A 12,536-nucleotide genomic window follows, 5' to 3' on the forward strand; every position below is an offset into this window, starting at 1 on the left:
GTATATTCGCTGGGCAGGTCATCTCCCCTACCGAGGGTTCCGCGTGAGCACGTCCCGTCGTGACTTCCTCCGCAGCTCGGCCGCCGCCGCGGCCGCTGCGAGCCTCCTCACCGCCGACCGCGCGCAGGCCGCCGCCCTCGAGGCGCGGCAACCGCTCTGGAGCGGCGACAGCGATCACCGCGAACTCGCGATGCGCGCCATCGACGCCGCCCGCGCCGCCGGTGCCTCCTACGCCGACTGCCGCATCTCGTCGGCCCGCTCACAGAACATCGGCACGCGCGAGCGTCGCGTCACCAACATCGGCGACAACGAGACCTTCGGCTTCGGCGTCCGCGTCATGGTCGAGGGCACCTGGGGCTTCGCCGCGTCCAGCGAGCTCAGCGCCGACGAAGTCGCCCGCGTCGCGCGCCAAGCCGTGGCGCAGGCCCGCGCCAACCGCCGCGCGATGGTGAAGCCGCTCGAGCTGGCGCCCATCCACCACCCGCCCGTCCCCAATGGGCAGTGGCGCTCCCCGGCGCGCATCGATCCATTCTCGGTCGCCATCGAGGACAAGGTCGCGTACCTCATGGACGCCAACGCCGCCGCGCTCGCCGCCGGCGCGCGCTTCGTGAACTCGCAGATGTTCTTCCTCAAGGACGAGAAGACCTTCGCGAGCACCGAAGGCACCGTCACGCAGCAGACCATCTTCCGCGCCCAGCCCGGCATGACCGTCACCATGGTCTCCGCCGACAACCGCGACTTCCAGACGCGGCAGAGCACCGACATCCAGCCCAAGGGCTTGGGCTACGAGCACGTGCTCGACTCGAACATGAAGGCGCACGCCGCCCGCTGGGTCGAGGAAGCGCGGCAGAAGCTCAGTGCGAAGCCGGTCGAGGTGGGCCGCTACGACCTCATCCTGCACCCCACGCACCTCTGGCTCACCATCCACGAGGCCATCGCGCACCCGACGGAGCTCGACCGCGCCTATGGCTTCGAAGCCAACTACGCCGGGACCAGCTTCCTCGCGCCGCCAGAGCAGTTCCTCGGCAAGTTCCGCTACGGGCCCGACTTCATGAACGTCGTGGCCGACCGCTCGGCGCCGGGCTCGCTCTCGGCCTGCGGCTGGGACGACGAAGGCGTCGCGCCGGAAAGCTTCCACATCATCAAGAACGGCATCTTCGTCGACTACCAGACCACGCGCGAGCAGGCGATGTGGCTCGACTGGTGGTACAAGTCGCAGAACATGCCGACGCGCTCGCATGGCTGCTCCTACGCCCAGACCTGGGCCGATGTGCAGTTCCAGCGCATGCCGAACGTGAACCTCATGCCCGGCGAGCGCGATCTCGTGTGGGAGGATCTCATCGCCGCCACCGAGAACGGCATCGCCATCGTCGGCGATGGCTCGTTCTCGATCGACCAGCAGCGCTACAACGCGCAGTTCGGCGGCCAGCTGTTCTACGAGGTGAAGAACGGCAAGATCACCGGCATGCTCAAGGACGTGGCCTACCAGATCCGCACGCCGGAGTTCTGGAACGCCATGGACATGATCGGCGGCCAGCGCAGCTACGAGCTCGGCGGCGCCTTCGGCGACGGCAAGGGCCAGCCCTCGCAGTCCAACGCCGTCTCGCACGGCTGCCCCCCAACCCGGCACAAGCAAGTGAACGTCATCAACACCGGGAGGCAGGCCTGATGTCGAGCCGCTCCCTGCGCGCCGTCGCGCGCCATCTTTCCCGCGCCGAAGCCGAAGCCATCTGCAAGCGCGTCCTCGAGTTCTCCACGGCCGACGAGTGCCGGGTGACGATCAACTCCGGCGTGCGCGCCAACACGCGCTTCGCCGTGAACCAGATCTCCACCGCCGGCGACAACTACAACGCCGCGGTCTCCATCCGTGCCGTGTTCGGCAAGAAGGTCGCGAACGTCACGGTGAATCGCCTCGACGAAGCCGCCCTGCGCGACGCCGTGCAGAACGCCGAGCGCATCGCCAAGCTCGCGCCGGACGATCCGGAGCTGTTGCCCGAACTCGGGCCGCAGACCTACCAGGATGCCGTCGTGTGGAACGACGCCACGGCGTCCCTGGAACCCGACGCCCGCGCCGATGCCGTCCGCCAGATCACGGAGCGTGCGCGCGCCGCCGGCCTGGTGAGCACGGGCTACCTCGAGGCCCAGGCGCAGGCCTTCGCGATTGCGAACTCGAAGGGCCTGTTCGCCTACCAGCGCAGCACGGGCGTCGCCTTCACCACCACCGTGCGCACCGAGGACGGCCAGGGGTCCGGCTGGGCCGGCGCGTCGGACAACGACTTCACGCGCATCGACCCGCGCCAGCTCGCCGAGCGCGCCATCGAGAAGGCCCGGCGTTCGGTGAACGCCGCCGCCATCGAGCCGGGCCGCTACACCGTCGTGCTGGAGCCCACGGCCGCGGCGAATCTCATCCAGCTCATCGGCGGCGCGCTCAACGCCCGCAACGCCGACGAAGGCCGTTCCTTCTTCTCCAAAGCCGGCGGCGGAAACAAGATCGGCGAGAAGGTCGTAGACGAACGCGTGACGCTCTACTCCAACCCGCTGGACCCGCGCGTCCCGGCCAACACCGTCAACGGCGACGGCTCGCCCGTCGGCGCGACCACCTGGATCGAGAACGGCGTCGTCAAGAACCTCGCCTACGATCGGTTCTGGGCCCAGCGCACCGGCAAGCAGCAGTCGAGCACGGGCGGCACGCTGGCGATGAACGGCGGCAACGAGACGGTCGAGTCGATGATCGCCTCGACGCAGCGTGGCCTGCTCGTCACGCGCTTCTGGTACATCCGCGGCGTCGATCCGCGCACCATCCTCTTCACCGGCCTCACCCGCGACGGCACCTTCCTCATCGAGAACGGCCGCGTCACCCGTCCGGTGAAGAACCTGCGTTACAACGAGTCGCCGATCTTCATGCTCAACAACCTGCTCGCGATGGGTCGGCCGGAGCGCGTCAGCGCCTCGGAGTCCGGCGGTCCGGGCCAGGCCATCATGATCCCGGCCATGAAGGTCCGGGATTTCAACTTCACCTCCACGAGTGACGCCATCTAAATGACGGACCGCCGCGATTTCCTCCGGACCACCGGAGCAGCAGCGGCTGCGGCCATCGCCTTCGCGTCAGCACCACGACCCGTCGGCGCCGCCCCGGCCCTGGACGACCTCGACCGCTTCCAAAGCGGACTCTCGAAGGAACTCCTGATGGACGCGATCAACGCGGCCAAGATGGCCGGCGCCTCGTACGCCGACGCCCGCATCGCGCGCATCCGCCAGAACTTCGTCGTCACCCGCGAACAGCAGATCGTCAACGTCGTGGACACCGACACGCTCGGCTGCGGTGTCCGCGCCCTCGTCGACGGCTGCTGGGGCTTCGCCGCGACCCGCACGCTCACGCGCGAGGCCATCACCTCTGCGGCCCGCGAGGCCGTCGCCATCGCCCGCGCCAACCGCGTGGCCCGCGACCGCTCCGTCGAGCTCGCGCCGGTGCAGGCCTACCCGAACGCCACCTGGCGCTCGCCGGTCACGCGCGATCCCTTCGACGTCCCGCTCGAGGAAAAGGTCAACCTCCTCCTTTCGGCCAACGCCGAGGCGATGAAGGTCCAGAACGTCCGCTTCGTGAACAGCATCCTGTTCTTCGTGAAGCAGGAGAAGCTGTTCGCGAGCACCGAAGGCACCGTCACCGACCAAACGCTCATCCGCAGCTGGCCGCTGTTCACGGCGACCGCCGTGAAGCCGGACTTCTCGGACTTCCAGAGCCGCACCGGCGCCGAGGCCGCGCCGATGGGCCGCGGCTTCGAGTACGTGCAGCAGTGCGACCTGCCCGGCAACGCGCGGAAGTGGGCCGAGCAGGCCAACGAGAAGCTCTCGGCCAAGCCGGTGGATGTGGGCCGCTACGACCTCGTGCTCGCGCCCAGCAACATGTGGCTTACCATCCACGAGTCCATCGGCCACCCGACCGAGCTCGACCGCGCGATGGGTTACGAGGCCAACTACGCCGGCACCAGCTTCATCGCGCCGCCGGAGCGCCAGCTCGGCACGCTCAAGTACGGCCCGAGCATCATGAACGTGCAGGGCGACCGTTCGCAGGAAGGCGCGCTCTCGACCATCGGCTACGACGACGACGGCGAGCGCCCGGATGACTTCCTGATCGTGAAGGAGGGCATGTTCAACGACTACCAGACCACGCGCGAGCAGGCGCCCTGGCTGCGGGACTGGTACACCAAGAGCGGCAAGCCCGTCCGTTCGCACGGCTGCTCGTACGCCGACAGCTGGGGCAGCGTGGCGTTCCAGCGCATGCCGAACGTCTCGCTGATGCCGGGCAACGACAACAAGACCTGGAACGACCTCATTGCCGGCGTGGACCGCGGTATCGCCATCGTCGGCGACGGCTCGTTCTCGATCGACCAGCAGCGCTACAATGCGCAGTTCGGCGGCCAGGTCTTCTACGAGATCAAGGGCGGGAAGATCGAAGGCATGCTCAAGGACGTCGCCTACCAGATCCGCACGCCGGACTTCTGGAACTCCATGGACGCCATCGGCGGCCGCGCGAGCTACGAACTCGGCGGCAGCTTCTTCGACGGCAAGGGACAGCCGCCTCAGGTCAACGCGGTGAGCCACGGCTCGCCGCCGGCGCGGTTCCGCCAGGTCAACGTGATCAACACCGGGAGGCAGGGATGAGCGCCGACAATACGCTCAAGCGGCTGAAGCAGGGCGTGCCGGCCGGCGCCGTTCTCTCGCGCGCCGAGGCGCAGGCCATCTGCGAACGCGTGATGCGCTTCTCGAAGGCCGACGGCATCGACGTGCAGCTCGGCTCCAACCACACGACCAACGTCCGCTTCGCCGACAACCAGATGAGCACCGCGGGCGCCGTCACCGACGGACAGCTGGCCGTGCAGAGCTGGTTCGGCCCCAAGCACGCCGTCGTGACGACCAACGACCTGTCGGAAGCCTCGCTGCGCCGCTGCGTCGAGCAGTCGGAAGTGCTGGCGCGCCTCGCGCCGGACGATCCGGAAGCGATGCCGCTGCTCGAGCCGCAGCAGTACGTGCCGGTCGAGTCGTACTTCGACAGCACCGCCGCCACCGATGCCGGCACGCGCGCCCGCGCGGCGCTCACCGCGCTGCAGCCCGCGCGCTCCGCCGGCGACCTCAAGGCGGCGGGCTATCTCGTCGTCGGCGCCGGCTGCACCGCGCTGGCGAACAGCAAGGGCATGTTCGCGTATCACCGCGCGACGAGCACCAACTATACGCTGACCGTCCGCACGGCCGATGGCACGGGCTCGGGCTGGGCCGCGGCGGATCATCCGGATTGGCGGCAGATCGATTTCGCCAAGGTGTCGCAGCGCGCCATCGACAAGGCCCGGGCGTCGCGCGAACCGCGCGCCGTCGAGCCCGGGCGCTACACCGTCATCCTCGAGCCGCAGGCCGTCGGCGACCTCGTGCAGCTCATCGCGTTCTACGCCGACGCGCGCCTCGCCGACGAAGGGCGCTCGCCGTTTTCCAAGCAGGGCGGCGGCAACAAGCTCGGCGAGAAGATCGTCGACGAGCGCGTCACCTTGTTCTCCGACCCGCAGGACCCGCAGCTGCTCGGCCAGCCGTTCGACGGCGAAGGCATGCGCCTGGCGCGCCAGGTGTGGGTCGAGAACGGCAACTTGAAGACGCTGCAGACCTCGCGCTTCTGGGCGCAGAAGCAGAATCGTGTTGCGACCGGAGGTGCTACGTCGTTGAAGATGCAGGGCGGGTCGAGTTCGATGGACGAGATGATCCGAAGCACCGAACGCGGGATTTTGGTCACCCGACTTTGGTACTTACGCGAAGTCGATCCACGCACCATTCTTTATACGGGCTTGACACGCGACGGAACTTTTCTTATCGAACAGGGAAGAATTTCGCGTTCAATTCGGAATTTGCGGTTCAATGAGTCGCCGCTGTTCATGCTGAACAATCTCGAAATGCTCGGCGCGCCAGAGCGACTCGCAGGGACGGAAGCCGGTGGAAGCGTAGTGATGCCGGCGCTGAAGGTCAGGGATTTCAACTTCACCAGCCTGTCCGAGGCTGTCTGATTTCTGGTCCGGGATGCTCCGGATCGCACGAAATGCGAAAGTCGTGAGGCTTTCGCATGAACCCACCGATCCACCGGGGGATCGGCCGGGAAGACCACTCCTTTAAGGAGATAGTACAATGGCTGCCAAGAAGAAGAAGGCCGCGAAGAAGGCCACCAAGAAGAAGGCCGCGAAGAAGAAGTAAGCTGGCCAGCTTCACACACACGGGGATCGTCGCGAGAGCGGCGGTCCCCGTGTGCTATTACGGCGGTCGGGAGTTGGCAGTAGTGAGTAACGAGAAAAAGCGCGAAGCCTATGGCCTCGCGCTCTCTTCCAACTCCCAACTCACAACTTCCAACTGCAGTTGTCAGTTACGCAGCTTCTACAGACGCCGGCTCGGATTCCTCTGGCACCGGCCCCCACACATATGCCGTAAACCGCGGCGCCGCTTCCGCCCGGCTCCCGCGCGAAATGACAATCCCCACCGGTTCCTGCTCAAGCTCTGCCTGCATCGCGATATCCACCATATGAAGTCCCCTCCTATTGGGGACGGAGTCCTCGCGCCGCACGTCGGCGCGTTCATATGATAGACTCCGCAACTTCAATGCCAGTTTCCGCGTGGCATATCACCTTGCAGTATATAGACTTACGGCGATGGTCGGCGAGACCTGAAGTGACGCTTGTCGCAGAATGACACCGTGAGCCAGCGCACATTCGTGTCGCTCAGCTACGCCACCTGCTTCTTCGCCATGAACGTCCGCGTCGCGCCAGGCTCCGGCACGAGCTTGATCTCCCAGCCGTCGTAACGCTGCCGCAGCTCTTCCTCGCTGAGCACCGCCTGACCGGCCACCAGCGTCTCGATCAAGTGCACGCCCCCGTCCTGCGTCGCCTGCTGCAGCAACTGGATCACGCGCTCGCGCTCGAACGCCGACAGCTCGGCGAACGCAGCCGGTGTGCACACCACCGCCGCCAACGGACCGTCCGGCGTGAAGCTCACCAAGTCGGCCACGAAGCCGCGCAGCTTCTCCGTGAGGCCCGCGTCCTTGGCCGACTGCAGCACCTTGTTCACCACCGCGACCTCGCTCTCCACCGCCATCACCTCGCAGCCGTTGGCCGCGAAATACAGCGCCGAGCCCTCGATGCGCGGGCCGGCGACCAACACCGACGCCGAGGAGTGGTGCGCGGGAATCGCCTGCTTGAGCGGCGTGTCCGGACGCAGGCCCCAATGCTCCGGCTTCCGCAACTCGTTCGCGTTCTTGAGCAGCCGCTTCCGCCACGTCTCGTAGGTCGGGAGCCGCAGGCGCTTCGCGATGATGCGGTCCACCTCGTCGGCGAGAAGCACGTCACGCATGCCGAGCTGCGCCGCGCCGCCTAACGCGACGTCAGCCTCCGCCGCGATGCTGTACAGGAACTCGCGCGAGACGGAGTTCTTGTAGTCCTCGATCTCGCGCTCCACGAACTCCTGGTACTCGGCGCGGAGCGACCGGGGCGATTGGCGCGCAGCCATGATGCCACCAAGCTAGCCTAGCTTGGCTCCACATGCACCGTGACGTCCGCCGTGCCGCCGAGCGCGGCGCGCACGGAGTCCTCGACTTGGTCTGCGATCGTGTGGCTGTCCGCGACGCGTACGTCGCCGGCCACGGTGATCGTCACGTCGGCGAACACCAGACCCGAGCTGATCGTGCGGCTGCGCACGAGGCGGCAGCCAGTCACGCCGTCCACGCGACACGCCGCCGCCGCGATCCGCTCGGCGTCCGCCCCGCGCTCGTCGACGAGCACCGGCACCGTGACGCGCAGGATCTGCCAGCCGCTGTGCGCAATCACGCCTGCCACCAGCACGGCCAGGAATGGGTCCGTCCACGACAATCCGATCCGCGCCGTCAGCAACGACGCCACCGCGAGGCCGGTCACGAACAGGTCGCCGCCCGTGTGCGCGGCGTCGGCCGCCAGCAGTGGCGATTTGAGCCGCGCCGCCTCCCGCTTCTCGTAGAGCACCACGGCGACGTTGATCAGCGCGGTCGAGGCCAGCAGAAGGATCTCGCCCATCGCCGGCGCCGGCGGGGCGGGGGCCCCCATCCACCGACTCGCCGCGCCGCGCAGCAGTTCGTAGCAGGAGATCGACAGGAACACGACGATGCCCAGCGCGCCCACCGTCTCGAACTTGTCGTGGCCGTACGGATGGTCGTCGTCCGGACCGCGGGCGGCAAGCGCCACGACGACCATCGCGATGATGTTGTTCGCCGCGTCCAGGAAGCTCTCGAAGGTCGCGCCGAGCACCGTGAGGTTGCCCGTGCGCAGCGCGACGACGAGCTTCACCGCGACGACGATCGCGTTGAGCCCGAGGATCAGCGCCAGGGTGCGCTGGATTCCCGCGGAGCGAGACATTCCTGAAATTCACCCAATGCCTGAACTGCCGGAAGTCGAATTCGCCGTCCGCCGCCTGCGCCGCGCAGTTCGCGGGCGCGAAATCGCGCGCCTGCGCGCCCACCACCCCTCCCAACGCCGCGGCGTGACCAGCCGCGTCGCCGCCGCCGTCGCCGGGCGGCGCGTCGCGCGCGTCGAGCGCCGTGGCAAGCACCAGCTCCTGCATCTCGACGATGGGGCGCTGCTCCTCGTGCACTTCCGCATGGACGGCGACTGGGTTTTCGACCGTCGTGACACGGGCCTGCCGCCGCACGCGCGCGTCACGCTGGACTTCACCGACGGCCGGCGGGCCGTGCTCGTCGACCCCCGCGCGCTGTGCACGCTCACCTGGCATGCCGCCGACGCGCATCCCGACCTCGGCCTCGGCCCCGAACCCGAGGACCCCGCGCTGGATGCCGCCGCCTTCCGCGCGCGACTCGCCGGGCGGCGGGGTCCGATCAAGGCGGTGCTGCTCGACCAATCCGTCGTCGCCGGGGTGGGGAACATCTACGCCGCCGAGTCCCTGTGGCACGCGCGCATCTCGCCGCGCGCCGCGGCCGCGTCGCTCACTGCCGAACGCGCGGCGCGATTGCTCGATGGAATCCGCGCTGCCCTCGCCGACGGGCATGTGAACGCCGGGCGCTACCATCGCGGCGAGCGACTCATCCCCTTCAACGTCTACGACCGCGAGGGCGAACCCTGCCCGCGTTGCGGGCACCCCGTCCGCCGCATCGCGCAGGCCGGGCGCAGCACGTACTTCTGCTCGCGCTGCCAGGCCCGCTGACGGCGTCGCCACAGAGGCACGAAGGCACAGAGCCTTGCGTGCCTCTCGCCAGGATCGGTGAAATCGACCTGAATGCTGTGGGGCCCGCACCGACAGATTGGCGCGGGCCCCACAGCGTAAGTAGCGGTCGAACCAGCGCAATCCTCCGGGCCTCTGTGCCTCTGTGGCATTAGTCGCCCATCAGTCACCAGCTTCGAGCAACGCGCCCTTGAGATAGCCCGTCTCCGGCACGGTCAGCAGCTCCGGGTGATCCACCGGCTGCCCCGTGATCGCCCGCAGGATCATCCGCCGCCCCGAATGCGCCGCCGCCTCGCGCAGCATCGCGAGAAAGTCCGGCTTGGTCAGGTGATACGAGCAGCTGGCCGTGTACAGCATCCCGCCGGGGGCGAGCAGCTTCATCGCCCGCAGGTTGATGTCCCGGTATCCGCGGATCGCGCCCGCCAGCGACGCCCGGTTCTTCGCGAAGGCCGGCGGGTCGAGGACGATCGTATCGTAGCGAGCGCCGCCCCGCTCCTCCTCGCGCAGGAAGTCGAACGCGTCCGCCTCCACCGCCTCGATGTTCGGCAGGCCGTTCAACGCCGCGTTCGCCTCGACGCGCGCCAACGCCGCCGCACTCGCATCCACCGCGCGCACGTGCTCGGCGCGCCGCGCCAGGTGCAGCGCGAACGAGCCGTGGTAGCTGAACACATCCAGCGCCCGGCCCCGCGCGACGCTGCCGATCAGCACGCGCGCCTCCCGCTGGTCGAGGAAGGCACCGGTCTTCTGTCCCGTATGCGGGGCGGCGAGGTAGCGCACGCCATGCTCCCGCACCTCGATCGTCTCCGGCACGCTGCCCGAGAGCGGCTCCACGGTCTTCGCGAGGCCCTCCCGCGTGCGCACGCTCGCGTCGTTGCGCGCCAGCACGCCCGCCGCATCCGTCAGCGTCACCAGCGCGTCCACGATCTCGGCGCGGTACGCCTCCAGCCCCGCCGACAGCAGTTGCACCACCAGCCAGCGGTCGAAGCGGTCCACGACCAGCGACGGCAGCCCGTCGCCTTCGCCATGCACCAGGCGGCAGGCATTCGTCTCGCCGTCGAGGATGCCCTGCCGTCGCGCGATCGCCGCGCCGATGCGCGCCCCCCACCACGCGCCATCCAACGTGACCTCGTCGCGCGCGACGAAGCGCAGCGAGATCTCCGATTGCGGGCTCCACAGCGCCGTGCCCAACGTGCGCGCCTGCACATCGCGCACCGTCACCGCGCCGGCCGCTGCCGCGGGCGGCGTCACGACGTCGGACTTGAAGATCCACGGATGCCCGTCCTGCCACCGCCGGGCGCCGCGGCTCGAGATCACCGCCACTGGACGCTGGGTCATGCCGCGCAATCTAGGTGCGATGGACAGCGTACGCCCGCCACGCCATCTTCGGTCCATGCCGAAGCCCTCGCGTCCCCGCAGCGTGCGCGCCGTCCGCGGCGCGACCACGGTCAGCGCCGATCAGCCCGTGCTGATCCGCGAGGCCGTGCACGAGATGCTCGACGCGATGCTCGACGACAACGACCTCGTCCCCGCCGACATCATCTCGGCCGTGTTCACGGCCACGCCGGACTTGGTCAGCGAGTTCCCCGCGCACGCCGCCCGCCTCTACGGCTGGACCGACATCCCGCTCATCTGCGCGCAGGAACTGCCCGTCGTCGGGGCGCTGCCGCGCTGCCTGCGCGTGATGCTGCACGCCGAGACCACGCGGGCCAAGCATGAGATCCGTCACGTCTACCTCCGTGACGCGATCCTGCTCCGCTCGGACCTGCTCGCCGATTAGGGGCTGCGCGGCGGGAGTCCGACCGCCGCAATCGCCGAATCCACCGCCGCCTGCGCCGCACGCCGGCGGCGCTCCAGCGAATCCTGGCGCGCCACGGACCGCACGAACTCGATGGCGCGCAGGTGCTCGGCGTAGGTGTTGCGGAACTCGTGGTGCCCGTCGGGATGCGCCACGAAGTAGCGGAAGCTCACGTTCGCCGGATACAGCGCCGCTTCGAGCGACGCCGCGCCCGGGCTGGCGATCGGACCCGGCGGCAGGCCCGTGCGGCGATACGTGTTGTACGGCGAGTCCACGCGCAGGTCGCGGTAGAGCACGCGGCCCGGCCGACGCCGGCCAAGCGCGTACTGCACCGTCGGGTCCGCTTGCAGCGCCTGGCCGATCTTCAGGCGGTTGTGATAGACCGCGGAGACCGTCGGACGCTCCGCGCCCTTCCGCACTTCCTTCTCGACGATGCTCGCCAGCGTCACGACCTGGTGCCGCGTCAGCTTGAGCTCCACCGCGCGCGCGTTCCACTCCGGCTTCCACGTGCGCTCGAAGCGCTGCACCATGATCTCGATCGCCTGGCGCGCCGTCGCGCCGTCGGGGAAGTCGTACGTGTCGGGGAACAGGTAGCCTTCGAGCGTGCGCGTGCCCCGCGGCGCCGCCACGCGCCGCAACAACGCGGTATCGCGGACCGCGGCCATCACGGAGTCCTCCGGCACGCTGAGCTTCGTCGCGATCTCCGGCACGATGTCCCATACCGCCCAGCCCTCGGGCACCACGACGCGATGCACGATCCCGCGGCCCTGCTCGAGCGCGGTGAGGATCTCGTTCCAGCTCGCGCCGCGGCGGATGATGTACCGGCCGTAGCGAATGGTCCGGTCTCGCTTCGAGAACTTGGCGTACTGCCGGAAGAAGAACGGCGAACGGATCAACTCGTGGGCGTGCAGCGAGTCGGCGGCCTCCGGGAAGTTCGAGCCCTGGCGGATCGTCACGGCGACGGATTCCTGTTCCGACGTGCCGCAGCCGAGCAGGCTCCACGCCAGGAGTGCCGCGCAGATGGCGAGTGGCACACGCATCCGCTTATTCATTGCGCGCCTCCGGTCCGTGTGCCGTGTCCGTGCGGAGCTCCATCGAGCGCAGCGCGTGCTGCAGCAGGATCGTCGCCGCCAGCGCATCGACATCGCCTTTGCGGTCGCGCGTCGTGCCCTCCATCGCCTGCACGGCTCGCAGCGCCGCCGCCGTCGTGAATCGTTCGTCCACTAACTCTGCAGGCAAGCCCGTGCGCGTCGTCAGCTCCTGCGCGAGGCGCCGCGCCTCTTCCGCCCGCGGGGTATCCTCCCCCTGCTGGTCCAGGGGCAGCCCCACGATGAATCCCTCGGCCTCGAGCTCGGTCGCCTTCGCCAGCAGTGCCGTGAGCGGGGGCCGCTTGCCCGCGCGGCGTTCGACGAAGCCCGCCGGCGACGCGATCATGCCGGCGGGATCGCTCACCGCGAGCCCCACGCGGCGATCCCCCAGATCGATCGCGAGCCAGCGCCGGCGCCACGTCATG

Annotated in this window: 11 protein-coding genes; 6 read left to right on the forward strand and 5 right to left on the reverse strand. The window is 68.8% G+C overall.

Annotated features, from left to right (window positions below):
* The first annotated feature begins 43 nt into the window (after positions 1-43).
* The 4 genes from Strain318_RS02305 to Strain318_RS02320 are packed head-to-tail and all read left to right on the forward strand — an operon-like array spanning position 44 to position 6,044.
* Positions 44-1,669, forward strand: coding sequence for a TldD/PmbA family protein (locus tag Strain318_RS02305; RefSeq protein ID WP_367886923.1), 1,626 nt, complete (start codon positions 44-46; stop codon positions 1,667-1,669).
* Positions 1,669-3,039, forward strand: coding sequence for a TldD/PmbA family protein (locus tag Strain318_RS02310; protein ID WP_367886924.1), 1,371 nt, complete (start codon positions 1,669-1,671; stop codon positions 3,037-3,039). The genes Strain318_RS02305 and Strain318_RS02310 overlap by 1 nt, the downstream gene beginning before the upstream one ends.
* A complete protein-coding gene (locus Strain318_RS02315; RefSeq protein ID WP_367886925.1) occupies positions 3,040-4,662 on the forward strand; it encodes a TldD/PmbA family protein in 1,623 nt (540 codons plus the stop codon).
* Positions 4,659-6,044, forward strand: a complete 1,386-nt coding sequence (locus Strain318_RS02320) for a TldD/PmbA family protein (RefSeq protein WP_367886926.1) — start codon at positions 4,659-4,661, stop codon at positions 6,042-6,044. Before Strain318_RS02315 ends, Strain318_RS02320 begins: the two co-directional genes overlap by 4 nt.
* Positions 6,045-6,750: 706 nt before the next feature.
* On the opposite strand, the gene Strain318_RS02325 is transcribed toward Strain318_RS02320, so the two are convergent.
* Positions 6,751-7,530, reverse strand: coding sequence for a hypothetical protein (locus tag Strain318_RS02325; RefSeq protein WP_367886927.1), 780 nt, complete (start codon positions 7,528-7,530; stop codon positions 6,751-6,753).
* A gap of 17 nt (positions 7,531-7,547) precedes the next feature.
* Positions 7,548-8,408 (reverse strand): cation diffusion facilitator family transporter, encoded by an 861-nt coding sequence (locus Strain318_RS02330; RefSeq protein ID WP_367886928.1) that lies wholly within the window; start codon positions 8,406-8,408, stop codon positions 7,548-7,550.
* Between the two features lie 16 nt (positions 8,409-8,424).
* On the opposite strand from Strain318_RS02330, the gene mutM reads away from it, so the two are divergent.
* Positions 8,425-9,210, forward strand: a complete 786-nt coding sequence (gene mutM, locus Strain318_RS02335) for a bifunctional DNA-formamidopyrimidine glycosylase/DNA-(apurinic or apyrimidinic site) lyase (protein WP_367886929.1) — start codon at positions 8,425-8,427, stop codon at positions 9,208-9,210.
* A 180-nt stretch (positions 9,211-9,390) separates the two neighbouring features.
* Here mutM and Strain318_RS02340 read toward each other — a convergent pair whose 3' ends face one another.
* Positions 9,391-10,563 (reverse strand): class I SAM-dependent rRNA methyltransferase, encoded by a 1,173-nt coding sequence (locus tag Strain318_RS02340; protein WP_367886930.1) that lies wholly within the window; start codon positions 10,561-10,563, stop codon positions 9,391-9,393.
* A gap of 55 nt (positions 10,564-10,618) precedes the next feature.
* Here Strain318_RS02340 and aroH point away from each other — a divergent pair, with 55 nt between their 5' ends.
* Entirely contained in the window at positions 10,619-11,005 is a 387-nt protein-coding gene (gene aroH / locus Strain318_RS02345) for a chorismate mutase (protein WP_367886931.1), read from the forward strand.
* On the opposite strand, the gene mltG is transcribed toward aroH, so the two are convergent.
* Both mltG and ruvX read right to left on the reverse strand, forming a co-directional pair.
* Positions 11,002-12,075 (reverse strand): endolytic transglycosylase MltG, encoded by a 1,074-nt coding sequence (gene mltG / locus Strain318_RS02350; RefSeq protein WP_367886932.1) that lies wholly within the window; start codon positions 12,073-12,075, stop codon positions 11,002-11,004. The two genes, aroH and mltG, sit on opposite strands and share 4 nt — an antisense overlap.
* Complete coding sequence (gene ruvX / locus Strain318_RS02355) at positions 12,068-12,535, reverse strand: Holliday junction resolvase RuvX (protein ID WP_367886933.1); 468 nt, start codon at positions 12,533-12,535, stop codon at positions 12,068-12,070. The genes mltG and ruvX overlap by 8 nt, the downstream gene beginning before the upstream one ends.
* Position 12,536: the final 1 nt, after the last annotated feature.

Origin of the sequence: Pseudogemmatithrix spongiicola (assembly GCF_030623445.1) — a bacterium.
GTDB lineage: Bacteria > Gemmatimonadota > Gemmatimonadetes > Gemmatimonadales > Gemmatimonadaceae > Pseudogemmatithrix > Pseudogemmatithrix spongiicola.

What these genes read in the sequence shown, in the direction of transcription:
- Strain318_RS02310 (WP_367886924.1), top strand. Translation starts at nt 1,669, where the DNA reads ATGTCGAGCCGCTCCCTGCGCGCCGTCGCGCGCCATCTTTCCCGCGCC.
- Strain318_RS02315 (WP_367886925.1), top strand. Translation starts at nt 3,040, where the DNA reads ATGACGGACCGCCGCGATTTCCTCCGGACCACCGGAGCAGCAGCGGCT.
- Strain318_RS02320 (WP_367886926.1), top strand. Translation starts at nt 4,659, where the DNA reads ATGAGCGCCGACAATACGCTCAAGCGGCTGAAGCAGGGCGTGCCGGCC.
- Strain318_RS02325 (WP_367886927.1), bottom strand. Translation starts at nt 7,530, where the DNA reads ATGGCTGCGCGCCAATCGCCCCGGTCGCTCCGCGCCGAGTACCAGGAG.
- Strain318_RS02330 (WP_367886928.1), bottom strand. Translation starts at nt 8,408, where the DNA reads ATGTCTCGCTCCGCGGGAATCCAGCGCACCCTGGCGCTGATCCTCGGG.
- mutM (WP_367886929.1), top strand. Translation starts at nt 8,425, where the DNA reads ATGCCTGAACTGCCGGAAGTCGAATTCGCCGTCCGCCGCCTGCGCCGC.
- Strain318_RS02340 (WP_367886930.1), bottom strand. Translation starts at nt 10,563, where the DNA reads ATGACCCAGCGTCCAGTGGCGGTGATCTCGAGCCGCGGCGCCCGGCGG.
- aroH (WP_367886931.1), top strand. Translation starts at nt 10,619, where the DNA reads ATGCCGAAGCCCTCGCGTCCCCGCAGCGTGCGCGCCGTCCGCGGCGCG.
- mltG (WP_367886932.1), bottom strand. Translation starts at nt 12,075, where the DNA reads ATGAATAAGCGGATGCGTGTGCCACTCGCCATCTGCGCGGCACTCCTG.
- ruvX (WP_367886933.1), bottom strand. Translation starts at nt 12,535, where the DNA reads ATGACGTGGCGCCGGCGCTGGCTCGCGATCGATCTGGGGGATCGCCGC.